General features: G+C 39.4%; 24 protein-coding genes. 17 read left to right on the top strand and 7 right to left on the bottom strand.

All coding sequences use genetic code 11. The features are described 5' to 3' along the window. Positions 1 to 31: 31 nt before the first annotated feature. The 8 genes from EVU92_RS12280 to EVU92_RS12245 all read left to right on the top strand — a co-directional run bounded on the left by EVU92_RS12280 (position 32) and on the right by EVU92_RS12245 (position 9,128). Positions 32 to 1,207, top strand: a complete 1,176-nt coding sequence (locus EVU92_RS12280; RefSeq protein ID WP_130051462.1) for an isovaleryl-CoA dehydrogenase — start codon at positions 32 to 34, stop codon at positions 1,205 to 1,207. Positions 1,208 to 1,216: 9 nt separating this feature from the next. Continuing rightward, positions 1,217 to 2,824 (top strand): carboxyl transferase domain-containing protein, encoded by a 1,608-nt coding sequence (locus tag EVU92_RS12275; protein WP_130051461.1) that lies wholly within the window; start codon positions 1,217 to 1,219, stop codon positions 2,822 to 2,824. Positions 2,825 to 2,834: 10 nt separating this feature from the next. After that, on the top strand, positions 2,835 to 3,605 hold the full coding sequence (locus EVU92_RS12270) for an enoyl-CoA hydratase/isomerase family protein (protein WP_130051460.1): 771 nt from the start codon (positions 2,835 to 2,837) through the stop codon (positions 3,603 to 3,605). Positions 3,606 to 3,613: 8 nt separating this feature from the next. After that, positions 3,614 to 5,578, top strand: a complete 1,965-nt coding sequence (locus tag EVU92_RS12265) for an acetyl/propionyl/methylcrotonyl-CoA carboxylase subunit alpha (protein ID WP_130051459.1) — start codon at positions 3,614 to 3,616, stop codon at positions 5,576 to 5,578. Continuing rightward, positions 5,578 to 6,483 carry a hydroxymethylglutaryl-CoA lyase gene (locus EVU92_RS12260; RefSeq protein WP_130051458.1) on the top strand — a complete coding sequence of 302 codons (906 nt, stop codon included), beginning with the start codon at positions 5,578 to 5,580 and terminating at the stop codon, positions 6,481 to 6,483. Before EVU92_RS12265 ends, EVU92_RS12260 begins: the two co-directional genes overlap by 1 nt. 11 nt (positions 6,484 to 6,494) lie before the next feature. Further along, entirely contained in the window at positions 6,495 to 7,193 is a 699-nt protein-coding gene (locus EVU92_RS12255) for a CoA transferase subunit A (protein ID WP_130051457.1), read from the top strand. Between the two features lie 11 nt (positions 7,194 to 7,204). Then, on the top strand, positions 7,205 to 7,861 hold the full coding sequence (locus EVU92_RS12250) for a 3-oxoacid CoA-transferase subunit B (RefSeq protein WP_054561524.1): 657 nt from the start codon (positions 7,205 to 7,207) through the stop codon (positions 7,859 to 7,861). 388 nt (positions 7,862 to 8,249) lie between these two features. Next, the gene (locus tag EVU92_RS12245) at positions 8,250 to 9,128 is read left to right on the top strand and encodes a LysR family transcriptional regulator (RefSeq protein ID WP_130051456.1); all 879 of its coding nucleotides are present in this window, start codon (positions 8,250 to 8,252) and stop codon (positions 9,126 to 9,128) included. Between the two features lie 79 nt (positions 9,129 to 9,207). On the opposite strand, the gene EVU92_RS12240 is transcribed toward EVU92_RS12245, so the two are convergent. Then, entirely contained in the window at positions 9,208 to 9,525 is a 318-nt protein-coding gene (locus EVU92_RS12240; protein ID WP_130051455.1) for a hypothetical protein, read from the bottom strand. Positions 9,526 to 9,624: 99 nt separating this feature from the next. Then, complete coding sequence (locus EVU92_RS12235) at positions 9,625 to 10,077, bottom strand: hypothetical protein (protein WP_130051454.1); 453 nt, start codon at positions 10,075 to 10,077, stop codon at positions 9,625 to 9,627. A 309-nt stretch (positions 10,078 to 10,386) separates the two neighbouring features. Between EVU92_RS12235 and EVU92_RS12230 the strand changes: the two genes are divergently transcribed. Beyond that, a complete protein-coding gene (locus EVU92_RS12230; protein WP_130051453.1) occupies positions 10,387 to 10,809 on the top strand; it encodes a hypothetical protein in 423 nt (140 codons plus the stop codon). A 22-nt stretch (positions 10,810 to 10,831) separates the two neighbouring features. Here the strand turns inward: EVU92_RS12230 and EVU92_RS12225 are convergent, their stop codons facing one another. From EVU92_RS12225 to EVU92_RS12210, 4 genes are all read right to left on the bottom strand, one after another. Continuing rightward, a complete protein-coding gene (locus EVU92_RS12225) occupies positions 10,832 to 11,797 on the bottom strand; it encodes a DUF5700 domain-containing putative Zn-dependent protease (protein WP_130051452.1) in 966 nt (321 codons plus the stop codon). 73 nt (positions 11,798 to 11,870) lie between these two features. Further along, positions 11,871 to 12,395 (bottom strand): hypothetical protein, encoded by a 525-nt coding sequence (locus EVU92_RS12220; protein WP_130051451.1) that lies wholly within the window; start codon positions 12,393 to 12,395, stop codon positions 11,871 to 11,873. Between the two features lie 107 nt (positions 12,396 to 12,502). Continuing rightward, positions 12,503 to 12,937 carry a GNAT family N-acetyltransferase gene (locus tag EVU92_RS12215; RefSeq protein WP_130051450.1) on the bottom strand — a complete coding sequence of 145 codons (435 nt, stop codon included), beginning with the start codon at positions 12,935 to 12,937 and terminating at the stop codon, positions 12,503 to 12,505. Between the two features lie 227 nt (positions 12,938 to 13,164). After that, on the bottom strand, positions 13,165 to 14,604 hold the full coding sequence (locus tag EVU92_RS12210) for a serine hydrolase domain-containing protein (protein ID WP_130051449.1): 1,440 nt from the start codon (positions 14,602 to 14,604) through the stop codon (positions 13,165 to 13,167). A gap of 166 nt (positions 14,605 to 14,770) precedes the next feature. Between EVU92_RS12210 and EVU92_RS12205 the strand changes: the two genes are divergently transcribed. The 3 genes from EVU92_RS12205 (at position 14,771) to EVU92_RS12195 (ending at position 18,171) form a co-directional block, all read left to right on the top strand. Next, positions 14,771 to 16,804 carry a winged helix-turn-helix domain-containing protein gene (locus EVU92_RS12205; protein ID WP_130051448.1) on the top strand — a complete coding sequence of 678 codons (2,034 nt, stop codon included), beginning with the start codon at positions 14,771 to 14,773 and terminating at the stop codon, positions 16,802 to 16,804. Between the two features lie 285 nt (positions 16,805 to 17,089). Next, complete coding sequence (locus EVU92_RS12200) at positions 17,090 to 17,509, top strand: hypothetical protein (protein ID WP_063705413.1); 420 nt, start codon at positions 17,090 to 17,092, stop codon at positions 17,507 to 17,509. A gap of 194 nt (positions 17,510 to 17,703) precedes the next feature. After that, on the top strand, positions 17,704 to 18,171 hold the full coding sequence (locus EVU92_RS12195) for a hypothetical protein (RefSeq protein ID WP_130051447.1): 468 nt from the start codon (positions 17,704 to 17,706) through the stop codon (positions 18,169 to 18,171). A 61-nt stretch (positions 18,172 to 18,232) separates the two neighbouring features. Here EVU92_RS12195 and msrA read toward each other — a convergent pair whose 3' ends face one another. Continuing rightward, a complete protein-coding gene (gene msrA, locus EVU92_RS12190; RefSeq protein ID WP_130051446.1) occupies positions 18,233 to 19,510 on the bottom strand; it encodes a peptide-methionine (S)-S-oxide reductase MsrA in 1,278 nt (425 codons plus the stop codon). Positions 19,511 to 19,667: 157 nt separating this feature from the next. On the opposite strand from msrA, the gene EVU92_RS12185 reads away from it, so the two are divergent. The 5 genes from EVU92_RS12185 (at position 19,668) to EVU92_RS12165 (ending at position 26,887) form a co-directional block, all read left to right on the top strand. After that, a complete protein-coding gene (locus EVU92_RS12185) occupies positions 19,668 to 21,191 on the top strand; it encodes a leucyl aminopeptidase (RefSeq protein WP_130051445.1) in 1,524 nt (507 codons plus the stop codon). 150 nt (positions 21,192 to 21,341) lie between these two features. Continuing rightward, entirely contained in the window at positions 21,342 to 22,010 is a 669-nt protein-coding gene (pxpB, locus tag EVU92_RS12180; protein WP_130051444.1) for a 5-oxoprolinase subunit PxpB, read from the top strand. Next, on the top strand, positions 22,007 to 22,942 hold the full coding sequence (locus tag EVU92_RS12175; protein ID WP_130051443.1) for a biotin-dependent carboxyltransferase family protein: 936 nt from the start codon (positions 22,007 to 22,009) through the stop codon (positions 22,940 to 22,942). The genes pxpB and EVU92_RS12175 overlap by 4 nt, the downstream gene beginning before the upstream one ends. Positions 22,943 to 23,312: 370 nt before the next feature. Next, the gene (gene asnB / locus EVU92_RS12170; protein WP_130051442.1) at positions 23,313 to 24,980 is read left to right on the top strand and encodes an asparagine synthase B; all 1,668 of its coding nucleotides are present in this window, start codon (positions 23,313 to 23,315) and stop codon (positions 24,978 to 24,980) included. Positions 24,981 to 25,312: 332 nt separating this feature from the next. Further along, positions 25,313 to 26,887, top strand: a complete 1,575-nt coding sequence (locus EVU92_RS12165) for a BCCT family transporter (protein WP_130051441.1) — start codon at positions 25,313 to 25,315, stop codon at positions 26,885 to 26,887. Positions 26,888 to 26,893: the final 6 nt, after the last annotated feature.

Genomic DNA, 26,893 nt, shown 5'->3' with positions numbered 1-26,893 from the left:
TCGTCAACAGACTCTCACAGGAACACACATTATGAGCACTATTTCACTATACAAAGAAATGAACTTCGGACTTGGCGAAACAGCAGACATGATCCGCGATCACGTTAATAGCTTTGCTAGCCAAGAAATTGCCCCGCTTGCGGAACAAACAGATTTAGACAATGCCTTCCCTAATCAACTTTGGCCACAGCTTGGCGAAATGGGTTTATTGGGTATGACAGTGCCGGAAGAATTTGGCGGTGCAGGCCTTGGTTACCTTGAACATGTCATTGCAATGGAAGAAATTAGCCGTGCAAGTGCATCGATTGGTTTAAGTTATGGTGCTCATTCAAACTTATGTGTTAACCAAATTAACCGTAATGGTACTCAAGCACAAAAAGAAAAATACCTGCCTAAGCTAATCAGTGGTGAGCACATTGGTGCCCTTGCGATGAGTGAGCCAAATGCTGGTTCTGACGTAGTTTCAATGAAATTAAAAGCTGAGAAAAAAGGCGATGTATTTGTGCTTAACGGTAACAAGATGTGGATCACTAATGGTCCAGATGCCGATACCTTTGTTATCTATGCAAAAACAGACTTAAATGCCGGCCCTAAAGGGATTACAGCTTTCATCGTAGAGCGTAACACGCCTGGATTCTCAACAGCGCAAAAGCTAGACAAGCTTGGTATGCGCGGCTCTAACACCTGTGAATTAGTGTTCGAAAACTGTGAAGTACCAGCAGAAAACATTCTAGGTAACTTAAACGAAGGCGTAAAAGTACTTATGAGTGGTCTTGATTATGAGCGTGTTGTACTAGCAGCTGGCCCGCTTGGCATTATGCAAGCATGTATGGACATTGTTGTTCCTTATATTCATGAGCGTAAGCAATTTGATAGCCCAATTGGTCAATTCCAGCTTATTCAAGGCAAAATCGCTGACATGTACACGCAAATGAATGCAGCTCGTTCATACGTTTACACGGTAGCGCGTGCCTGTGACCGCGGTGAAACAACACGTAAAGATGCTGCTGGTGCGATTTTATATGCGGCAGAGCTTGCGACTAAAATGGCGCTTGATGCTATCCAAATCTTAGGTGGTAATGGTTATATCAACGAATATGCGACAGGTCGTTTATTACGTGATGCAAAACTATATGAAATTGGCGCAGGTACATCTGAAATCCGCCGCATGCTAATTGGCCGCGAATTATTCACTGAAAGCCGATAGGACCTTGTTATGACGATTTTAAAATCGAGTGTAAATCCACACGATCCGCAATTTTTGCAAAATCACGACAACATGGCAGCACTCGTAAGTGACTTGCGTGAAAAGGTAGCTGATATCCGTTTAGGTGGTGGTCCAGCCCTGATTGAGCGACACCAAGGTCGTGGTAAGTTGTTTGTTCGTGACCGAATTGAAACGCTACTTGATGAAGGCTCGCCATTTTTAGAGATTTCTCAATTTGCTGCCTTTGGTGTGTACGAACAAGCTATTCCATGTGCGGGTGTTGTTGCCGGTATTGGTCGTGTGAAAGGCGTTGAATGTATGATCATCGCCAATGATGCAACTGTAAAAGGCGGTACATACTTTCCACTAACGGTGAAAAAACATCTACGTGCACAAGATATCGCAGAACGTTGTCATTTACCGTGTATTTATTTAGTTGATTCAGGCGGTGCAAACCTGCCTGAACAAGATGATGTATTTCCAGATAAATTACACTTTGGCCGTATTTTCTACAATCAGGCACGTATGTCTGGTAAAGGCATTCCACAAATAGCGGTCGTAATGGGTTTATGTACCGCAGGTGGAGCATATGTACCGGCTATGGCTGATGAAAGTATTATCGTAAAAGAACAAGGTACAATTTTCTTAGCAGGTCCGCCACTGGTTAAAGCGGCTACAGGTGAAGAAGTGAGTGCTGAAGAGCTGGGTGGTGCTGATGTTCACTGTAAAACATCAGGTGTTGCCGACCACTATGCTGAAAACGATACTCATGCACTTTCTATCGCGCGCCAATGTATCGAACGAATTAACTATCAGCGCCCTACTGCACCCTTACTTGATGATGTTAAACCACCGCGTTACGACATTAACGAAATTTACGGCATTGTTGGTACCGACCTTAAAAAACCATTTGATGTCCGCGAAGTGATTGCCCGTGTTGTTGATGATTCATCATTTGATGAATTTAAACGCTATTTTGGCGAAACCTTAGTAACCGGCTTTGCAAAAATATTTGGTCACCCTGTGGGTATTGTTGCCAACAACGGCATTTTATTCAGTGAATCAGCGCAAAAAGGCGCGCACTTTATACAGTTATGTGCACAACGCAAAATCCCTTTGGTGTTTTTACAAAACATTACTGGCTTTATGGTTGGTAAAAAATACGAAGCCGAAGGCATCGCCAAGCATGGTGCAAAAATGGTAACTGCAGTGTCATGTGCTGATGTACCAAAATTCACAGTGTTAATCGGTGGCTCGTATGGAGCTGGTAACTACGGTATGTGTGGCCGCGCGTTTGAACCAACCATGATGTGGATGTGGCCAAATGCCCGTATATCTGTGATGGGTGGAGAACAAGCTGCTGGCGTTCTAGCACAAGTTAAACAAGATGGTTTAGCCCGTAAAGGCGAAAGCATGACTGATGAGCAAGTCAGCGAGTTTAAAAAGCCAATTATCGAGCAATACGAAAAACAAGGTCATCCATATTACGCCAGTGCCCGCCTTTGGGATGATGGCATTATCGATCCTGCTGATACTCGCAATGTATTAGGGCTTGCCTTAAGCGCAGCTAAAAATGCACCAGAGCGCGATTCACAGTTCGGCGTATTTAGAATGTAATGGAGGCCTTATGTCAGTAACACTCGAAATAACAAAATCAAATGTGGCTGTGCTGGTACTAAGTCGCCCTGAAAAACACAATGCATTTAACGAAGAAGTCATCAGTGAACTGATCCGTTTAATTGAACATGCAAATAGCTGTGATGTGCGCTCACTGGTTCTTAAAACCGAAGGTAAGCACTTCTCTGCTGGCGCTGATTTAAACTGGATGAAATCTATGGCTGGCAATGACTTTGCTGAAAACTTAGCGGATTCAATGCAGCTCGCTAAGCTTATGAAAGTACTTGCTACAAGCCCTCACCCAACGGTTTGTGCAGTGCAAGGTGCAGCCTTTGGCGGTGCATTAGGCTTAATTGCCTGTTGTGATATAGCTATATGTCAAGACGATGCACAATTTTGCCTAAGTGAAGTAAAGCTAGGTCTCGTTCCTGCAGTTATCAGCCCTTATGTTATTAAAGCCATTGGTGAGCGCGCTGCACGTCGTTATTTTTTAACGGCAGAGATATTTGACGCTCACACGGCTAAGCAACTTGGTTTAATTCACCAGGTCACTGGCGATTTACAAACAGCCCTCGACAAACACTTACAAAGTCTGGTTAACAATGGCCCTGTCGCTGTCAAAGCAGCGAAGCAGCTTATTAATGATGTCGCAGGTAAAGAAATTGATGATGCACTTATTGAATTAACCGCTGAGCGCATTGCACGCATTCGTGTATCTGAAGAAGGCCAAGAAGGTCTCACTGCTTTTTTTGAAAAACGTGCCCCTAACTGGCAGAAATAGGAACCATTATGACAACAAAATCATTGAAAAAAATTCTCGTTGCCAACCGTGGTGAAATTGCCTGCCGTGTTATGCGTACAGCTAAACAAATGGGCTTAACGACGGTCGCTGTGTACTCAGATGCGGATAAACATGCTCAGCATGTAAAGCTAGCTGATGAAGCGTATCACATTGGCCCTGCACCAAGTAAAGATTCATACCTAGTAGCAGACAAAATCATCGACGTTGCAAAACATGCTGATGTTGATTGTATTCACCCTGGTTATGGTTTTTTATCAGAGAACTGTGACTTTGCACTAGCATGCGAAAAAAATGATATCGCTTTTATTGGCCCGCCAGCATCAAGCATTGAAGCCATGGGTTCAAAAACCCGTGCTAAAGAAATTATGCACCAAGCAAATGTGCCTTTAGTGCCTGGTTATTATGGTGACAATCAAGATACTGATTTCTTACAAGAAGAAGCTGAAAAAATTGGTTATCCAGTACTAATCAAAGCAGCCTTTGGTGGCGGTGGTAAAGGCATGCGAGTTGTTGAACACGCAAAAGACTTTATCAGTGCACTTGAAGGCGCAAAACGTGAAGCTAAAGCCGGATTTGGTAACGACTTAGTACTTCTAGAGCGCTATGTCACTAAACCTCGCCATGTTGAAGTACAAGTTTTTGCCGATAGTCATGGTAACTGTGTGTACTTAGGCGATCGTGACTGTTCTTTACAACGACGTCACCAAAAAGTTATTGAAGAGGCCCCTGCACCTGGTTTATCTGATGCACTTCGCAAAGAAATGGGTGAAGCAGCGGTACGTTGTGCCCAAGCGATTAACTATCGCGGTGCAGGTACGGTTGAGTTTTTATTATGCGGTGATGAATTCTTCTTCATGGAAATGAACACCCGTTTACAGGTAGAGCACCCAGTAACAGAAATGGTAACTGGTGTTGATTTGGTTAATTGGCAAATCAACATTGCGGCAGGTCAAGCATTACCTCTTAACCAAGCTGATATTCAGCTACAAGGCCACAGTTTTGAAGCGCGTATTTATGCGGAAGATCCTAGCAATGACTTTATTCCGTGTTCTGGTCACATTGACGCCCTATTTACACCGAACGAATCTGAATTTGTACGAATAGATACAGGCATTGCAGCAGGTGATGAAATTAGCCCGTTCTACGACCCTATGATCGCTAAATTAATTGTTCATGACGATAACCGCGAGGCAGCACTGGGGCGTTTATCGAAAGCACTTGAGCAATTTCACCTAGCAGGTTTTAGTTGTAACGTTAATTTCTTACATAACCTTACTAACCACCCTACTTTTCAAGCAGGTGCACCCGATACGCACTTTATTGAAGACCAAGGTGAGCGCCTTGTTGCTAAAAACGAGCAACAGTCAGTTATTGCAACCGTGGTGGCAGCCTATGCGTATGCACATCAACTAAAAGGTGAAAGCAGCAGCCCATGGCAACAATTAACAGGCTTTATGCTAAACAGTGACGCTAAAACCACTATTCCTTTTGTTGATCTAGACGTTCATGCGGTTAAAACCTCAGATGGTTTTAGAATCAGCCTTGACGGGGTTGACTATACAACTTCGGGCAACGTTGAAAATGGCCTTGCAAACCTAGTCGTTAATGGCGAAAAAGTTGTTGCTCATATTAATCAAACAGACTCTCACATCACAGTGATGTACAAAGCACAACAAAAGGTGCTTGAGCTGATTGATAAACACTATATTAGTGAGCACGAAAGTGATGCACTACCACTTGCCGCGCCACTCAACGGTACTGTTGTTAAGCATTTAGTTGAGGTAGGTAGTACTGTTTCTAAAGGTGATGCGGTCGTCATTATTGAAGCTATGAAAATGGAATACACTCTTAATGCCCCGCATGATGGCGTATTAACGAGCTATTGCTTTGCTGAAGGTGAACTGGTGAGTCACGGTGATATGCTAGCGATTGTTGAAGAGCCGGAGGCGTAATGGCACAGTTTCCTGATTTTGTTCGCATTGTAGAAGTTGGCGCCAGAGACGGTTTACAAAATGAAGCAGCCGTTAGTACTCAAGATAAAGTAGCACTGATCAACGCCCTAGCTGAAGCTGGTCTTAAAGATATTGAAGCAGGCGCATTTGTGTCACCTAAATGGGTGCCACAAATGGCTGATTCTAGCGATGTAATAAGCGCTTTAAATTTACCAGACGTTAATTTAAGTGCCCTCACCCCGAATTTACGTGGTGCAGAAGCAGCTAATCAAGTCGACATACAAGAATTTGCTATCTTTACAGCTGCAAGCGAAGCGTTTTGTCAAAAGAACATCAACTGCTCTATTGATGAAAGTATTGATCGCTTTAAAGATGTCATGGCTTTTGCCAAAGCGAATAACATTCGTGTTAGAGGTTACGTTAGCTGCGTTATGGGTTGCCCATATCAAGGTGATGTCGACTACAATGATGTATTAAAAGTATCAGAGCGATTACTCGAGCTTGGTTGTTACGAAATTAGCCTAGGTGACACCATTGGTGTGGGTACGGCGAAAAAAGTAGATGAGTTATTAGATTTACTCTTGCAACATATTGATAAGTCGAAACTCGCTGTACATTTTCACGACACCTATGGACAAGCGCTCACAAATATTTACACCGCGCTAAACCGCGGTATAGCAACGGTTGACAGTGCTGTTGCAGGCCTTGGTGGTTGCCCTTATGCCAAAGGCGCGTCAGGAAATGTTGCCACTGAAGATGTAGTTTACTTACTACAAGGGCTTGGCATAGAGCATGGAATTGATTTAGAAAGACTGGCGAAAGCTGGTTGGGCTATTTGTAGTGCATTAAATAAACAACCTGTCAGCAAGGTATCACTTGCTCTAAAGAACACTCAGAATAATTAAGGAGTAGGCTCATGGCCGGTTTCGATAAGGTGGTTTCAAGTTATGAAGCTGCAATGGAAGGTTTAAAAGATGGCGATACCATTATCGCTGGTGGCTTTGGCTTATGTGGTATTCCTGAAGGACTTATCAGTGAAATTAAGCGTAAACAGACTAAAAACCTAACAGTTGTTTCGAACAACTGTGGTGTAGATGATTTTGGTTTAGGCATTTTACTTCACGATAAACAAATTAAAAAAATCATCGCTTCTTATGTTGGCGAGAATGCGCTTTTTGAACAACAACTTTTAAATGGCGAAATTGATGTAGTTTTGACACCGCAAGGGACGCTCGCTGAAAAAATGCGTGCTGGTGGTGCTGGTATTCCAGCATTTTATACTGCAACGGGTTACGGTACCCCTGTTGCCGAAGGTAAAGAAGTCAAAGAGTTTGATGGCCGCCCGTATATCTTAGAAGAATCAATTACTGGTGAGTTTGCCATTGTTAAAGCTTGGAAAGCAGACCGCTACGGTAATCTTGTATTTCGCCATACAGCAATGAACTTCAACCCGATGGCTGCGACAGCAGGTAAAATTACTGTTGCTGAAGTAGAAGAGATTGTAGAACCAGGTGAACTTGAGCCAAGCCAAATTCATACCCCAGGTATTTATGTTAATCGCGTGATCAAAGGCGACTTTGAAAAACGCATCGAACGTGTAACAACTCGCGATTAAGGAGCAATAAAATGGCATTATCACGTGAACAAGTTGCAATGCGTGTTGCACAAGAGCTACAAGATGGCTATTACGTAAACCTAGGTATTGGTATCCCTACTCTAGTTGCTAACTATGTCCCAGATGGCATCGAAGTCATGCTACAGTCTGAAAATGGCTTACTAGGCATGGGGGCGTACCCAACTAAAGACCAAGTTGATGCAGATATGATCAATGCGGGTAAAGAAACCGTGACAGCAGCCACAGGTGCAGCAATATTTAATAGTGCAGATAGTTTTGCCATGATACGGGGTGGTCATGTAGACTTAACAGTATTAGGTGCATTTGAAGTTGACCAGAACGGTAACATCGCATCGTGGATGATCCCAAAGAAGCTAATTAAAGGCATGGGTGGCGCGATGGACCTCGTTGCTGGCGCGAAGAATATTATTGTTACGATGACTCATGCAAGCAAGCATGGCGACTCTAAGTTATTAGAAAGTTGCACTTTACCGTTAACTGGGGTTAACTGTGTAAAGAAAATCGTAACTGATTTAGCCGTACTAGAAGTTAAAGACGGCGCATTTCATCTAATCGAACGCGCTCCAGGCGTGTCGGTAGACGAAATCATTAGCAAAACGGCAGGCAAATTGCTTGTTGAAGGTGATGTTCCAGAGATGGCTTTTTAAGCTACTTACATCCCATGTACCGACCTCATTCCCAGTGCCAATGGCGCTGAGTTACCCAAAATCCCTCGCAAGAGGGATTTTTTTTATCTAAAGTTCACCTTTGGCCGCACCATTTTGTCACATAAATAGTATAAAATGCCCTACCTTAGTGAATCGCTAGTATCTATTACTTAGACTATTACCAAAAAGGTAAAACTGCTAAGATCACTTTTTTGCTAAACATTAGCCTAAACATAGATTAAACGAGCGATTCGCGGCTGTTTTTTATACAATATAGCAAGAGTTAGCTATATTCATTCTTTAATCTCTATTTTTTTACATTTTGGGATAATAATTGCTTAGCAGTTAATTAACTAACAAGCGCTATTGAGACTTACTGAAATTAACTATGCAAACACCTATACGTGGCTTACGCTCATTTTGTTTTGCTGCTCGCACTCTTAGCTTTAAAGATGCAGCAAACCAGCTTTACCTTACGCCTTCTGCCGTAAGCCATCAGATCAAACAATTAGAAGAACAATTGGGTATTGAACTGTTCGAACGTCAAACCCGCTCTATCCGCTTAACTGCGGCTGGTAAGAATTTTTATGACTCTGTATCGCCGCTTATTAAAGCGCTAGAAAAAACCATCAATGAGTTTAGTCAGTTACAAGAAAATGTGACTATTAGTATTACGCTACCTGAGTTTTTCGCCAGTGAGCTTTTAATGCCAAAACTAAGCGAATGGACTAGCGAACATCCAAATACAAACTTACAGCTTAATACCTTAAAAACGCGTAAAGAACTGACTAAGCAAAGCGACTTGTCTATTGTATTGTCTTCGTCTAAACCGCATGAAGGCGTTGTACATGAGCTATTTTCGCTATCGTACACACCAGCTTGCAATAAAGAAAACTGGCAAGCATGGCAAGAAAACCCGTTTCAGGCCTTAAACGAAGTACCTCTTATTCTTCATAAAGCACGGCCGTGGGCTTGGCATCAATGGGCAGAGCATGCTGGTATTGATGACTTTGCACCAAAACAAATTATTCAGGTTGATAGTATGTTTGGTGTGGCACGTGCGGCTCAACAGGGCATGGGTATTGCTCTTATCCCCTTGCCAATTAGTCAAACTTGGTTTGATGAGCAGTGGTTATTTAATTTCACCGATATGCCACTAAAAACCAAAGATAAGTACTACTTAGTACAACACGAGCCGGCAGAAACCAATGCACAACTAGAGCTATTTATTAAATGGATGATAGATACTTTTAAACACCTTAAGTGAGTGATAGAGCGTAATGACCCTCAAGTTAATTGAGGGTCAATTTTTAAAATTTAGCTTTTAGACTTGGTCACCAAAATACTCACTTTTTTTCACCAATTTCAAATGACGCTTTTTTACCATATTCCACAATAAAAGAAGGTGTAAAATAGCTGCCAGCGAGCGTGATTGATGTTTCTACAGCTGCTGTATTATTATGTTGTGGTATCACAGTAACTTCATAGCTAAACCCCTCACCTATAGAGATGGTCGCAGGTTGCTTTTCTTCCACCAGCATTACTGGCGATGCTAGTAAATCATTCGCTTTATAAACAACTGTTTCTACTTGAAAACTATCAGCTGCGAAACAACTTGTTGATACTAGTAATGCCCCTGCTATTAAACCTAACTGTTTTTTCATATATATTTCCTTATCTCATTTATAGGGTTTATCCGTAATTTATATCAGTTAGTACGTTTATTAGATATACAGAAATTTCTGAATCTCAAACTATCTCTGTTAAAGCTTTCGGTAATAAACATCAATGGTATGTGTTATGGCTTCATAGCGGTTATTTTCATGTTTAAAACACGCTTTGCGCTGCTCTTTCTCTTCGTAGTTTTTACCTGCAACAACGACTTGATCTAAAGTTTGTGAACGTGCACAAAATTGTCTTTTTGAAATTGTTTCTATTTTGACTGATTCAGCTTTTGAGCGCGGCAATGAACTAGGCTTTGGGTTTTGCTTCATGCCTTCAAGTAACTCAGCTTTAGTAACAGGCACAGTATCTGACCCTATCCCTCGAATATGTAATGTTTGTTTAATCGTATAGTTTTTACTTAATAATGGGGCAAACAAAGATACATCGTTGCTCAAATAAGCCTGCTCAAAATTAAGATAAACAGCGACTTTATCTTCAGCAGCATTGGCAATAACAGGCCCTATAAGTAACAACGCGAATATCAGTTTCATGGTTATACGCTTATTTTTATGAATAAACTCAATGACTATACATACCACCATAAAGTACCGATTTTATTTTTAATTAACAACAATTTGTTTGTTTTCCGTACTCTTTAGGTATTAAAACCCCGTGTCTACTTTATCGGGGTCAGATTCAGAAGGCTGACGGCTCAAAGATTAATTCACTGCATTAGACTAAAGTCTATAGGTTAAATTTCCTCATCTATTAGGTCATTTTTTATCGTTTGTTGAATTTGCGCTGTTCAATTAAAGTTCATTTGTCGGCGATTGATACCGATTTAAATAGAGGAAAAGATTATGTTTAGTACACTTATGAAACGCGTTGCACTTAGCTCTTTATTAACTTGTTCAGCTATGGCAGTGGCTGATCAAAGTGACTACAAATTGATGGTAATTGACCAGTCTATTACTGCTAATGTTGCAGAAAACCGTCAATACGAACAAGCATTTAATGACTGTGCTTTGAGTGTGAAAGATAAAAAGTTCTCTGAAGCTGAAACACTATGCTCAAAAGCAATCAGCTTACTAAGTTCTAGTAAAGTACCTAGTCATAAACGTCGCGAATTAACGTCGTTTACGTTAAGCAATCGTGGTGTTGCCCGCATCATGTCTGAAAACGACACTGCAGCACTGTCTGACTTTTACGAAGCAGTACAAATTTCAGGTAACGAGTTAGTTGAACACAACTTAACTCGTGCTAAAAAGAGCTTAGCTTTATAAGTTCTCACAGAATTGTGTTGTCTCAAAACCCAGCTTCGGCTGGGTTTTGTCGTTTATGTGTTATTAGTTTTTTGTTTTGCGATTCTATTAATGAATCAAGCTCTTTAAGTAATAGGCTCTCTACGGTCTTTTTATCCAATTTTGCCAATTGTTCTAAGCTGTAATTTTTGCCAATTTCTTTAGCTAAAATATAACCTAGATAGTAACCTCGCCTGTATGGTAGGTTTGTCTCGTCCTGTGTGAAATTGAAAAATGAAGAATATGTTTCAGGCTTTATTGAATAAAACTTTTTCTTAAGGTCAACGAGAGAATACAGCTCTCTTGATTGAATCTTTTCAATCAGATTGTCAGGTATGTTTAGCATCAATTCATCATCACTCGCTGACGGGCTCAATTGATGTGAAACGTAAGTTGCTAAACCCTCAGTCCAAATCGAACACCATAGCTCAACATGACATTGAAATAAATTTTCATGATAAACATGAAATAGTTCGTGATGAAAAAATGGCGTATCATTTTTCCAATTATGATATTTGGCCATAAGATCGACACCAAACATTAAGTAAGACTTACCATTCAAATCACGAGTTGCACCATTGAACCTTCCAAGCGAGTGAAGTATGTAAATGGGTGTTTCAGATTTGAAATCGGGGAAAGTAGCAATGAATGATTCCATACTGCTATTTAAATCTTTAGATAAACGCTTATTTTTTGAGTGATAAACCTCTTCTATTGCACTAAAACCCGCAATAGCTTTTAAAAAGCTTTTATCACTATAAAAAGGTGCAAATTGAGAAGCGAAATGTTGAGAGAACTGCTCTGCTCTCTTTTCTTGTGTCAAAGTCTGGGTTGACTGATATAAAGTATAAAAATCATCAGCGAGATTAATTACTTCGACGTCAGCTGACTGGGCGTTAGCAAACGCCTTAAATGAAAGCACTCCAGATATGAATGTTGGAAGTAAAAGAGCTTTAGATAATTTTTGCATAATATATTTAGTAATATTTGTAAGGTTTAAGTCAGATACGTTGATGTTTCTGTAATTCAGTCTACGTAGTTGGCTACACAGATAGTGCTTGTTTGTAGCTTAAATCAAAATGTTTGAGTAACTGATTTAAGTAGTTCAGGTTTATCTTATTAGGTTTAAAACTTTGTCCCTTTTCAATATTCGCTATGTGTTGTTTTAGTTTTGCTTTGTCTTTATTCCAAAAGGCGATGTTTCCTAACACAAAGTCATTCCAATACATTTTTGAACTACTTAGCTTCTCATCGGGATCCAATACTTTTTTAGCGTGAAATACAGCTTGTTGATAATCACCCGCTAGCCCTTCCATTTGAGCTAAATGCCAAGTTAATGAGCTTTCTTTTGAATTATTGTGAGAAATAAAACGTTTTATTAGAATTGCGGCTTCAGCATGGCAACCTGATTTCTCTAACAATCTAAACCCAGCATCGTATGTCTGATCAAATTGTTGGTATGTGAGGTTCAAGTCGTCTTTTAACCTTTCTTCAAGTTCTACTTTACAATCAGCAAAGCTTACATTTGATATAATTAAAAACCCGATTGATAAAAGTCCTGTTTTCATAATTCTGTCCTAAATTTACTAATGCCTGTATATGATAACACTGCTATAAAACGCTAAGTTCACCACGAATTAAATGTAGTTGGTTTTATAAAACCTTTAAATTGTTGTTACTTTTCTAGATCATGGTAAACATTTGGATTCCAAATTTGCATGAACATCTCTGGATTCTCAATTGGTTGAAAACCATATTGGGCGTACAAACCATGCGCATCTCTTGTTGCCAATACTATACGCCTTAAGCCTTGAAGCTCAGGGTGAGAGACTATGCTCTCAACTAGCCACTTGCTCAATCCTTTGCCTCGATGGCTCTCTACTATGAATACATCGGCAAGATAGGCAAATGTTGCTTTGTCTGTTATGAGGCGGGCAAAACCTATTTGAGAATTATGGCTATCATAGACACCAAAACAAAATGAGTTTGAAATGGATGTTTCTAGCGTCTGCTTTGGTATTCCGGACGCCCAGTAGCTTTTTGAAATAAACCTGTAAATTACATCAATATCGAGGTCAGTTTTATCCGTGCTGATTTTATATGCTTGCACCAGTATCCCTTTATGATGTTAACACCTGGTATTTAAGAAGTTTAGTTTTAACAAAGTTACTAACCGATTGCTACATATAAAATTAGAGCGCATTTTAAACAAGGAATAGCCTACTGACACAAACACTGCCACAACGTAAAACCATTACATTGTTATTAAATTTAACAATAATAGATTTGCATGTTGTTTATTAGGGGCTTTAATACGCCCCTAATTTTAATTAATTTTTACAAACGCTTTATTAGTTGATCTACTTTTGCCACAACAGGCCATGCAGAAGATTGATAATTGCCTAACACAACTAAAATATACCCCTTGTCCATATACATATTTAACCTGGCAGTCATACCTAAATGCGAACCATTATGCCCAACAATCGTATTTCCTTCTGAATTTCGGACTGAAAACCCATAGCCCCAGTTTGGCGCATTAAGTTCAGGCTTTGCTGTAAGGGCAACTTTAGAAAGCTCACGACTGAGTAACCCTCCATTTTGCATAGCCAAGGCGAACTTATGTAAATCGCCTACCGTTGAATATCCACCACCTGCTGGCCCCCCTTTCACTGATTGAAACATTAAGTTTTCAGTTACTTGACCCGTTTCTACTGAGAACCAATAATTCCGAGCAGTGTTCTTGACCGGTACGTCTAGATCAAAACTTCCGCTTTGTTGCATGTTGGCTTTTTGATAAATATTTTTGTTAATGAAATCAAAATAACTTTCGCCAGTAACATTCTCAATAATCTGACCAAGTAATGTCACACCTGTATTGCTATATCGCCATTGTGTTCCAGGTTCAAATGTTGTGTTAATAGACGTGTATAAATGTTGAATATCTTTGAGCGAACGCACTTTATTTTCTATTTCGCTATACCCAGACATATTGCCAATACCCGATGTATGACTTAATAAATGTCGGATCTTAATTTTTTCAAAGTCGCCCTTGCCTAAAAGGCTTTTATCAATAAATTTAGTTAACGAATCATCAAGAGATAGTTTGCCAGCTTCAATCAATTGCAATATAGCAACACTCGTAAACATCTTATTCATTGAGCCAATCTGAAACTTAGTATCTAAGTTATTTTTTACATCATAGCGATGTGAAGCGAGGCCATATGCAGCGTTAAATAAAACATTATTATGTTTGGCAAGTAGGATTGTGCCAGAGAAAGCGCCATTCTTAGCAAGCCTCTCAGTATATTCTTTAACCTCGTTAACTAATTGAGACTCAGTAAATGAACCTTTAGAGTCTGGGTTTTGAGGGTCAGCCTCGATATACCAACCCGTAATTGCTTGTAATGGCTCATTATTAAAAAGAATAACCACCTCGTGCTGCATTTCGGTATTTTTTGAATACACTTTACTGATATGTCGTATACGATTATTTGAGGTTTCAAGCTCTGTTGAAATAACATTCAACTCGCCATGAAAAAGTGCGGTGTTGATAGAATAACCAACATATCGATCTTTGCCTGTACCATCCCAACGCGCAAGAGAGTCTGGCGAAAAGTTCTTTACTACAAATCCTTCAACCTTATTTAAATCTTTGCTGTTCAAAACAGTGATGAATTGATTAGCCAAATTGTTATAGTCTAGTTCTTTTGTTGCCTGTACTTGTTGACTAATGCAAGAGATAAAAATTATAAGGGTAATTAAATATTGCTTCACTTTATATTCCTTTTACTATTTATTGATTAAGATGGCACTGGGCCTTTTGATAATTTTTTACTGTTATGAATCGTAAAAAGCGATGAAGCACCAATTAAGAAAACATTAAGAAAGCATTAAGCTTAAAATAACGAATAATAACAACAGGATAAGATTAGCTTTGAGTGTGAGTGAATTGCCAAATCAATTTTGTATTAATGACTTTCTGATTGATGTTGAAACTGGCGAGGTAGTAAGTGAAGGTAAAGTCCAAGTTATAGAACCTAAAGTGATGGCTCTTCTGCTGGTTTTTGCTCAAAGACCGCGACAAGTTCTATCGGCCGAAATGCTTTTTGAAATTGTCTGGCCACAGGCAATTTACAGTCCAAACTCAGTTCGAAGAAATATCGCACTTTTAAGGCAAGCATTGTCTGATGACAACAAAAGCATTATCAAAACACACCCAAAACGAGGCTACAGCCTTGACGCTCAAATACATTTTCCTGATAAGAAAGCAATCACCTCATCTAAAGAACTACTACACAAAAAATATTTAAAACAAACACTGTTACTTGTCCCTGTTCTATTTGTCTTTATATTGTTTTTTAGTTTCTTTAGCTCAAGTAATGACATTTCTCTAGAGAACCTTGAGCCAGTTACGGCAAGTAATGAGAAAGAACGCTTCATGCAAGTAAGCCCTGATGGACGGTTTGTCGCTTATATTCAAGCTACCAATAAACCAAACAAGCGAAAGCTTTTAATCAAAGACCTAAAATTAAATGCACATTGGCAACTAAATACAACCTTAAAAGCGTTTACCTATCTTGCATGGGATAAAAACACAAATGCACTGGTTTATTCATTTAAAGGAGAAGAAGGTATCTCATTTAACCGCTTACTACTGAATGAACAGGCTAAAGTAGTAAATGAAGAAAAGCTTTTCTCGCGTAGCGATATTACTTGGAACAGTTTGTTTTTTATAGATGACCAGCAAAACCTTTATTATTTGGCTAATCGAAATAGCTCCGAGCACAGCCGAAATGTAAGCTTGTATCGCCATAACTTGATAACTGGCAATTATGAAAAACTACTCCAGCCAAGTGATGACTTTAAACCTTATAAACTCGCTTTATCACCAGATCAAAAACAATTAGCATTAGTTGGGTTTAATGAAAATGCAATATCTGAAGTAAAGCTTTTAAACTTAGCGAATAGCGAACTTACATCAGTCGGTAAAATCGATCATAACTGGCATTTTATGGATTGGTTTGAAGATGGTGATTCTTTGCTGCTAAGCAATGGCAGTGAGTTAAAGCAACTTAAATTAAGCGGAGAGCTAACTACTCTGAATTTTAAAAGCTATAACTTTTTGGTTTATCCCCAAATAGTTAAAGACAAGCTTTATTTTATTGAAGCTAAGTCTGATCAAGATATCTTAATTAGTAGTTTAGATTTACTGCCTACTCCTACCAAAATTATAAACTCTAACACTATTGATAAAGGAGCTGCACTTTCACCGGATGAAAAACACATTGCCTACATGTCAATGAAACATGGACTACCCCAACTTTTTTTAAAAAATATAGAGAATGAAAAAGAAACATTACTGTTTGAGAACACTAAGCAAGAATTTGCTTTATCAAAGCCTATCTGGGACATATCGGGTACCCGCATAGCAAGCAGTATAAATAACAAACCGTTTATTATTGAGTTTGAACAGAACCAATTCTCAGTCAGATGGTTAAATGAAATCATTGGTGAACCAATAGCGTGGTATAAAAAGTCAGATGCCATTTTGTTTGTTGATAAGAACACTCACAATGACGAGATAGTTAGGTTTAATTTAACTACTAATCAGATAGTGTCATTGAAAACACAATTGACCTATAAAGAAGTCTTTTTAAATGATAAAGACGAATTACTGAGCTTTCACAATGGCCGAGTTATCAGCAATGGAGACACTAACCTTTTAAATAATAAGCATTTTATTTTAAGTGTCTATCCACAGGAAAATGGTTTTTTCTATCAATACACACAAAATCAGACACCTACTATGAATTTTTATGATTATAAACAAGGTGTTCAAAATCTAAGTAATGATTTTCAACAGTTTTGCGTAGTGTTTTGTAGTCAAATAACAGCACTAAACGGAAATACCATTTTATTAAAAGAACAACATGATACGGCAGATATTTTAGTTTTGAAAATAGCTCTAAAGTAATAGCCATTCTTCTGATATCTGCCGTATACCTACAAATCTACTTGCTAGGGGCACTCTCTGAAATAAAGCAATGACATTAGTGTGTAAGTTTAATAGCTTAACTGGTTTTTTAATATTCAAATTCCCCCCTCTACTACCCCGCCACGCCTCAAATACTGAGTAATTACTCTATAGATTAAATTTCTTCATCTATCAGTTTTAATTTAATCGTTTGTTTAGCTTATAGGAATATTTTAAAGTTAACTCGTTGGCAAGAAACACCAACTTATTCAGAGGAAAACTATCATGTTAAAAACACTTGTAACCACTATTGCACTTAGCTCTTTATTAACTTGCTCAGCGATGGCAGTAGCCGATCAAGCTGATTATAAACTGATGGTTATTGAGCAAGCTCAAACTAATGACAATGCAACTAGCCAATACGAAACTGCCTTCAACCGCTGTGCATTAAGCGTTAAAGAAAAGAATTTTTCAGAAGCGGAAAGCCTGTGTACTCAAGCAATTTCTCTTCTAAGCACAAGTAAGGTACCAGGTTACAAACGCCGCGAATTAACATCGTTTGCACTTAGTAACCGTGGTGTTGCACGCATCATGTCTGAAAACGATACTGCTGCACTTTCTGACTTTTATGAAGCAGTGCAAATTTCTAAAAACGAACTTGTTAACCATAACTTAAGCCGCGCAAAACAAAACCTAGCGCTGTAAAAGTTACCCCAACCAAATTGTTGTCGAAAGCCCGGTTCTTGTGTGTTCTGACCGGGCTTTTTTTCGTCTTAAATATCTGCTTTATAGAATACTTTTCTTCACCTAACGGTTGCGATTATCTCGTTTGTCAGTTTTATACAGTGTTTCTAACTTTATAGAGTAAGCATATTGCTTACACTAACAAGGAGAAAACAATGTTTAAATTAAATCTTAAACCCTGCCTGTGGTTAATATTATTTGTTTGTTCAAATTTTGTATTTGCCAACAACAACGACTTTAAACTCATGGTTGTTGACGATAACGCAAGCTCAAAAGCAATTATGCAAGGTAACTTTGCTAATAATTCTTTAGAGACAATGAACGAAGCTAACAACTATATCGTGCCATTTAATCGTTGCGTTGCGAGTGTGAAACTGAAGCAGTTTGATAAAGCTGATCAAGATTGCTCTCAAGCAATCGCGATGCTTAAAAAGGTCAATGCTCCACACTATAAGCGTAATGAACTGACGTCTTATGCATTAAGTAATAGAGGTATTGCCAGACTAATGGTGAAAAATGATACGGCAGCCATTGCCGATTTCTATGAGGCTGTGCAGCTAAATAATAACGAGCTGGTGTCGTTTAACTTAAATCTCGCTAAACAGGAATTAAAATTGTGGTAAAAAGTCATCAGGCTAAAAGAAAACCAGCCATGTTGGCTGGTTTTCTTATACCAATTACCTTTTAAGATTTATCTCTTGGCACAAAATCAAGCACTGTAGCATTTATGCAGTATCTATCTTTACCTCTTGGCCCTTCACCAGGGAACAAATGACCTAAGTGAATGCCGGAGCTTTTTGACTTAAGCTCAATTCGCTGCATGCCGTAACTGTTATCTTCATGCATTGTCACACTATCTTTTACAGGATGAGTAAATGAAAGCCAACCTGTGCCAGAATTGAATCTGTCTCGGGTGTCAAAAAGCGGCGCACCACTTAACTTATCAATGAAAATTCCATCAGGTGTATTTTTAAAGATATCGTATTGTTTACAAAAAGGGCTGTCTGTAGTCGCATGAAAAGCCACTCTAAAAGCTTCACTGTCACCCAGCTTAAATGCGCCTAACGCTTTGTAAAACTCACCTTTACTAACATAACCTTGTCTGCCATAAACCTCTTCGCCATTTTCAATAAATAGTAAAGTAGGAGTCGCCCATGTCGGAGTTTTTATGTTTAAACCATCAAGCTGATCAGCATGTCGAAAAGTCATAGGGATTGACCCCATGTATTCATTGGCGACGTCTTTTTTGAATTTTTCACAGTATGGGCAGTAACCTTTAGCATCTATCACTACAATTTGCTTACCTACCAATAAGGCTGTGTTATCAACCTGCTGTTTTTCTACTGGTGTGAATACAACGCCCGTTGAATGATCAGGGCAATAGCCATTGGGGTTTTTCTTTAAATAATCTTGGTGATAATCCTCAGCAGCATAAAACGCATCAAGCGGTTTTATCACAGTTACAATCTTGCCAAACCCTGCTGCTGTTAGTTTTTCTTGATATTCATCTTTAAGCTTATTGGCAATCTCGAGTTGCTCTTTATTACTTGCCAAAATTGTTGATCGATATTGAGTACCAATATCATTACCTTGGCGATTTAGCTGAGTCGGATCATGATTTTCAAAGTAGTATTTTAAAAGTGATTGTGTTGTTAACTCGTTGCTGTTGTATGTCACTTTAACGACTTCTGCGTAATTGTTTTCATCAAAACGACGAGAACTACGAGTAATATTTTTGTAAGTTGCTTTAAATCCATGCCCATCAGCATAACCAGATACCGCATCTAACACGCCATCCAGTGCTTCATAACGTTTTTCTGCTCCCCAAAAGCAACCCGAGCCAAGCACTATAGTTTCGATATGCCCTGTTGCATTATCTGGCATTGTTTCAGCTTTAATTGGGCTGATGGTAAAAATGGCACTGCAAGTGAATAGTGTCAGTAACATCGACTTAATTGTCATACTAATTTCCTCGTAAAAGCCTGTATTTAATAGAGACCGAGCATAGGTATTAATAATTTCAACTTAAACGCATGCAAACAGCGATTCACCGCTAACAATTTAACTCTTAACCTTATTTACGGTAAAACACAGCTTTTTAACATTGGGATATTAAAAAATGAAAATTGCACACAGCTTATCTGCTATTGCATTAGGATTAACACTTGCTACGCAAGTGAATGCCGCAGAGTTCACTTTTGCAAAATCAATTAAACCGAACGACAACACCTTAGTTTTATTTTTAGATACAGATAGCCAAGTTGCTAACTTTAATTATTTAAAACCAGAAACCCAAACTCACTTAAACAAAGTTATTGAGTTTAGTGACTTTAAAGCTGGCTATGGCAAAACATTAGAAGTAATCGCGCCAAATGGTAGCGAACACCAACGAATCTTACTTGTTGGCTTAGGAGAGCAGCCGGAGCTGGATGCAGCAAAAATGGCAAAACTGGGTGGTAATGTTCACGCTAAATTACAGTCTGCTAAACAAGCAACTGTAAGCCTAGATTTTTCTGAGTTAAAAGACAGCGCAATCAATGCTAAATACGCTGCTGAATTTGCTCATGGTGCGAATTTACGTGACCATCGTTTTGAGCAATATAAAAAAGAACAAGACAGCCATGTTGTTAACTACACGGTTGATGTTGAAAATTTAGACCAAGCAGTCAAAACTCACAAATTACTGCAAAGTATTGAGCAAGGTGTTTTTTTAGCGCGCGATTTAACGTCTGAAGTTGCAACAGAAATGACTCCTGCTGATTTTGCAAAAGCTGCAAAAGAGCTTAAAAAGTTAGGTGTTAAAATCACTGTTTTAGAACCTAAGCAAATCAAAAAGCTTGGCATGGGCGCACTTGAAGCGGTTGGTCGTGGTAGTGAAGAAGGTTCACGTTTAGTTGTTGCTCATTATCAAGGTAATAAAAACACGCCTATCGCATTAATAGGTAAAGGTATTACCTTTGATTCGGGTGGTTATAGTATTAAAACAGGTGCATCAATTGCCCGCATGAAGTCAGACATGGCAGGCGCAGCAGCAGTACTAGGTACTGTAAAAGCAATGGCACTTGCTAAAGCCGATACTAACGTAGTTGCTGTGATGGGCATGGCTGCAAATATGGTGTCACAGTTTTCTGTAGCGCCGGGTGATGTAGTTAGAACTGCTGAAGGTTTAAGCGTTGAGATTGTCAATACGGATGCTGAAGGCCGCTTAGTTCTAAGTGACGCAATGTGGTATGCCCGCGACAAGTTTAAGCCGAGCATTATGGTAGATGTTGCAACCCTAACAGGCTCTAAAATTCGTGCTGTTGGTAATGAATATGCTGCGGTATTCTCTGATGACGATACACTTGTTGAGCAGTTAACAGTGGCTGGTAAACAAGTAAACGAAAACCTATGGCGTTTACCACTAGGTTACAAAGATGCCTTAAAATCAGACATTGCCGACCTAAAAAATATCGGCTCACATGGCCCTGGTGCGACTACAGCTGCAAGTTTCTTACAACACTTTGCTGGTGAAACTCGCTGGGTTCACATTGATATTGCTGGCAACGCGCTAAACTCTAAAGCTAAAGATGAACTAGCTGAAGGCGGAACTGGTTACGGTGTACGTTTATTATCTAATTGGTTATTAAATAACGCACAGTAATTGCTATTGCACTTTTCAAGTGGCTATAAGTAATTATAGCCACTTGATTGTCATGAGTTTTTCTAATTAACACCAAAGACACATTTACATCATCAACATCCAGCCTATATGCTAAGAAGCATTAAGGGATAATAATAAGATTAATGAGTAATGACGACGACCAATAGCACACCTAAGATTATGGCGCTCACTACACACAGCATTTTTTTTGATGCCTACGTGACAGGAAGCGACACACTTAATACACAAAAGAAAATATGGGCATTAGCTCAGTACTGTAAAAATAGTGATGATTTTGTTGATGTAGTTCCTGCCAATAATAATTTAACCCTATATTTAAAAGAACCAACTCAACTTGCAGGCTGGCTACCAAGATTACTTGAGCAATGGCACGAACTTAAATCCAGTGACTTTAATTCGCGTCATCATAAGTTAGCTACGCGCTACGGCGGTGAATATGGGCCTGATATCGCGCATGTTGCTAAGCATCATAACCTCTCTGTCGACGAAGTTGCTCAAATGCACAGCAATGCCAAATACCATGTTCTGTTTTTAGGCTTTAAACCCGGCTTTGCTTATTTAGATGGTTTAAATCCAAAGCTTTTTACACCTCGTCATGCTGAACCACGGCTTTCTGTACCAAAAGGTTCTGTTGCTATCGGCGGTGAGCAAACGGGTATTTACCCTGAAACTTCCCCCGGTGGCTGGCAGATTATCGGCCATACAGATTTTAAATTATTTGATATTAATGCTGCTTCACCATGTGCTATTGAGCCCGGCGATACTTTAGAGTTTGTTATTCAGGAGGTGTTAAAATGATCACTATCATCAAACCTGGCATGCAAATGTCTATACAAGATCAAGGTCGCACAGGATCTCGTCACTTAGGAATTGGTCAATCTGGTTGTATCGACCCTTATGCGCAAATAATAACGAACCGTTTAGTCGGCAATGATGATAATAATCCAGTAATCGAAATCACCTTAGGTCTTGCTGAAATACAATTTGATAATGATTATTACATTGCACTGCATGGCACTGATATGAAAGCCACAGTGAACGGCAATGCCGTGGAACCAGGATGGAGTTTTTATATCAAAAAAGGTGATGTATTAAAGCTCAATGCAGCACGCCATGGTTTTAGAAGTTACCTTGCGATTGGCGGCGAGTGGCATTTACCAGAGCCTATTTTAGATTCTTACTCAACTGATATTTCAGCTGGTTTTGGTGGTTTAACCGGTCACGCACTGCAAACTGGTGATACCTTTAAAATTACACCTAAGTACAAGACCAAAATTGGTTTAGGCGCCATGCTTCCACCTAAAAGTACGCAAATACGTATTCATGCTGCACCACACGCCGCTTTGCTACCTAAAAACACCATAGTAAACTTTATCAATCATTCATGGCATGTGTCTCCTAACAGCAACCGCATGGGCACAAGACTATTAAGTGATGAGTGTGATATCAGCCATGATGTTTCACTACCATCTATGGCTGTTGCTCCTGGGTGTATCCAGTTACCGCCAAACGGTGAACCCATAGTGCTTTTAAATGATGCGCAAACAACGGGTGGTTACCCATTACTTGGTACAGTGATCGAAGCAGATCTTCGTCACTTTGCACAATTAAAACCAGGCGATTTCTTACACTTTAAGTTTGTGACACTCAAAGAAGCGCATGAAGCACAAGAAAAGCTAACTGCACACTTAAATCAACTTGCGATAGCCCTTAACTATATTAATAAATAACTCATAATTTATTTAAGTTAAAATTAGCGAGCAAAGCTAACCTTTGCTCGCGCTATCTTTACGACTTGTCTATACATTTAAAAAGGTAAAAAACCACACATTTTTTTGCACCAAAGCTGTGCAGGTCATTTAGTAATAAGAGCCTTTATATTAGGCCCTATATCACCCAATTTGTGCAAATCAAGCATTTAAACTGCTCAGCCTTTAACCACTTACCCCATACTGGTGCAAAGACATAATCCTAGGTGCATATTTTATTCTCAATTAATTAAAAAACCTGTGTGACTTAGGTAATTATTTCTGTTAAAACAAACATTCGCAGTTATATAAATTCTGTTAACTGCGCACATAATTGGAATGAGGAGTCACTATGTGTTCAATATTTGGGGTATTAGATATTAAATCTGATCCCACTCAATTGCGAAGCCAAGCAATTGAGATGTCAAAACTATTAAGACACCGCGGACCAGATTGGTCTGGCGTATATTCATCTGATAAAGCTATTTTAGTGCATGAACGTCTTGCTATTGTTGGCGTTTCGAGTGGTGCACAACCATTGTACAACCCAGAGCGTACAAATATTCTTGCTGTTAATGGTGAAATTTATAACCACAAAGAATTAGCCGCAAGCTTAGAAACTGATTTTACTTTTCAAACTCAGTCAGACTGTGAAGTTATTTTGGCTTTATATAAGCAAAAAGGCCCTGACTTTTTAGACGATTTAAATGGTATTTTTGCCTTTTGCTTATACGATGAAGAGCAAGATGCCTACTTAATTGGTCGTGACCATATCGGTATTATTCCACTTTATACAGGTCATGATGAACATGGTAACTTTTATGTTGCTTCAGAACTGAAAGCACTTTCGCCAATTTGTAAACATATTGAAGAATTCCCTCCGGGTCATTTCTTATGGAGCAAGGATGGGCAACTTCGTAAATACTACAGTCGTGATTGGCAAAGCTATGATGCTGTAAAAGACAACGAAGCAAAAACAAGCGATGTAAAAGAAGGTTTAGAGGCTGCTGTTAAACGTCAATTAATGTGTGACGTTCCATATGGCGTTCTATTATCAGGTGGTTTAGATTCATCTGTTATCTCGGCTATTACGCAACGTTTTGCTGCAAAACGTATCGAAGACAATGACGAGTCTGATGCTTGGTGGCCAAAACTACATTCATTCTCTGTGGGTCTTGAAGGTTCGCCTGATTTAGCAGCTGCACAAAAAGTAGCTGATATGATTGGTACGATTCACCACCCTATTCACTTTACAATTCAAGAAGGTATTGATGCACTACGTGAAGTGATTTATCACATCGAAACGTATGATGTGACAACCATTCGTGCCTCAACACCAATGTATTTAATGGCGCGCCAAATTAAAGCTATGGGTATTAAAATGGTGTTGTCTGGTGAAGGTGCCGATGAGCTTTTTGGGGGTTACCTTTACTTCCACAAAGCGCCAAACGCGCAAGAGTTCCATGAAGAGCTTAATCGTAAGGTATCAAAACTAAACATGTTTGATTGCTTACGTGCTAATAAATCGATGGCAGCATGGGGCGTTGAAGCGCGTGTTCCATTCTTAGATAAAGAGTTTGTTGATGTAGCAATGCGCATCAACCCAGAAGCGAAAATGTGTAAAGACGGTAAAATTGAAAAACACATCATTCGTGAAGCGTTTGACGGCTATTTACCAGACGAAGTGCTTTGGCGCCAAAAAGAACAATTCTCTGATGGTGTTGGTTATAACTGGATTGATACTTTAAAAGAGTATGTAAACGATCAAGTTAGTGATCAAGACCTAGCTAATGCAAAATACAAATACCCGATTAATACCCCAGATTCTAAAGAGGCGTATTTCTATCGTAGTATTTTTGAAGAGCACTTCCCAGGTGATGCAGCTGCGAAATGTGTTCCGCATGGCAAATCAGTTGCTTGTTCAACTCCTGAAGCGCTTGCATGGGATGCATCATTCCAAAATAATGCTGATCCTTCGGGTCGTGCTGCGGGCGTTCATAACGACGCGTACAAGAAGTAGTAAATTTGTGCTGCAAACACTATGTTTGCAGCACTTTCATCTCAACTAAAATAATTTGCTTTGAAATAATACTGTCATCAAATTATTCCTCACCCGCAGCAATTTGTTCACAATTCCAACAAAAAAAGAAAAAAACTGCATTTATTCGGCTGTTTAGGGACAAAACCATTTACATTTTTTTTCGAGCTCCTACACTAAAGATTAGACTTTGGTACAAATTTAGTTCGTCTACAAACTATTTTTTAATTTCCTACGTAAAAAGAGGATTAGTTGAACTTGTGCCATCCGGCCGTTTAGCTTTCTGCTAGATATAACTACAACAAGAGGTATTCATGAGCGAACATCATGATAAGTACAGTATCGACAATACCGACTATACCGTCGGTCAGGACAATGTACAAAAATGGGGTTTTGATGTGCATAACCCTGTATTTGGCATCAGCGCTGGTTTAATTGCCCTATTCTTAGTGGCAACATTAGTTTCAGATGCTGAAACAGCAAAAACTACCCTGAATGGTATTAAAAACGACATTATTAATAATTTTGATGGCTTTTTTATGTGGTCAGCAAACTTATTCGTATTGTTTTGCTTAGCATTAATTGTTTCACCATACGGTAATATCCGCCTTGGTGGTAAAGAAGCACGCCCAACTCACTCTCGTATTTCTTGGTTAGCAATGCTATTTGCTGCAGGTATGGGTATTGGGTTAATGTTTTGGGGCGTGGCAGAGCCAGTCGCGTACTTTACAGGCTGGTACGAAACACCACTAGGTGTTGAAGCAAACACACCAGAAGCCGCTAAATTGGCAATGGGCGCAACTATGTTCCATTGGGGTCTGCATCCTTGGGCAATTTACGCTGTTGTTTCTCTTTCGTTGGCATTCTTTTGCTACAACAAAGGGCTACCTTTATCTATTCGCTCTATTTTTTACCCTATTTTAGGCGACAAAGCATGGGGCTGGCCTGGGCATTTAATCGATATTCTAGCAGTGCTTGCTACCCTATTTGGCCTTGCGACCTCACTTGGATTAGGCGCACAACAAGCGGCCGCAGGTATTAACCATGTATTTGGCACTGATAGCGGAATTGGTTTACAAATTGGCGTTATTGTTGGTGTAACTCTACTGGCTGTGATCTCTGTTGTTCGTGGTATTGATGGTGGTGTAAAACTGCTTAGCAACGTAAACATGCTTATCGCTCTAGTGTTACTAGTATTTGTTGCAATCGTTGGCTTTGCCGCAGCTTTTGGCAACATTCCTAACACAGTAATGGGTTATGTTGAAAATATCATTCCACTTAGTAATCCACATGGTCGTGAAGATGAGACATGGATGCACGGCTGGACAGTATTCTATTGGGCTTGGTGGATTTCATGGTCACCGTTTGTAGGTATGTTCATTGCGCGCGTATCTGAAGGCCGTACAATTCGTGAGTTCTTAATTGTTGTACTACTAGTCCCAACTATTGTCACCATCTTCTGGATGTCAATTTATGGTGGTATTGCTATTGAACAAGTGGTTGATAAAGTAGGTGTGCTAGGTGAAAAAGGTTTAACTGATGTACCACTGGCTATGTTCCAAATGTTTGAAGCTCTGCCAATGTCGCAAGTGCTTTCGTTCATTGCTATTGTGCTGGTACTTGTGTTCTTTATCACTTCATCAGACTCAGGTTCATTAGTAATCGACTCAATCACTGCAGGTGGTAAAGTTGATGCCCCTGTACCACAGCGTATTTTCTGGGCATCAATTGAGGGTGCTATTGCAGCGGCACTTGTTTGGATTGGTGGTACACAAGCTATCGAAGCATTACAAGCTGGAGCCGTATCAACTGGCTTACCTTTCACATTTGTATTGCTACTTATGTGTGTGAGTTTAATCCTTGGTTTAAGAACAGAACCGAGAAACTAACCACTC

The sequence above is a fragment of the Pseudoalteromonas sp. MEBiC 03485 genome (genome assembly GCF_004195145.1).
Lineage (GTDB): Bacteria > Pseudomonadota > Gammaproteobacteria > Enterobacterales > Alteromonadaceae > Pseudoalteromonas > Pseudoalteromonas apostichopi.
The sequence above is the reverse complement of the archived record's forward strand: the minus strand, read 5'-3'. Positions and strand labels throughout refer to the sequence as shown.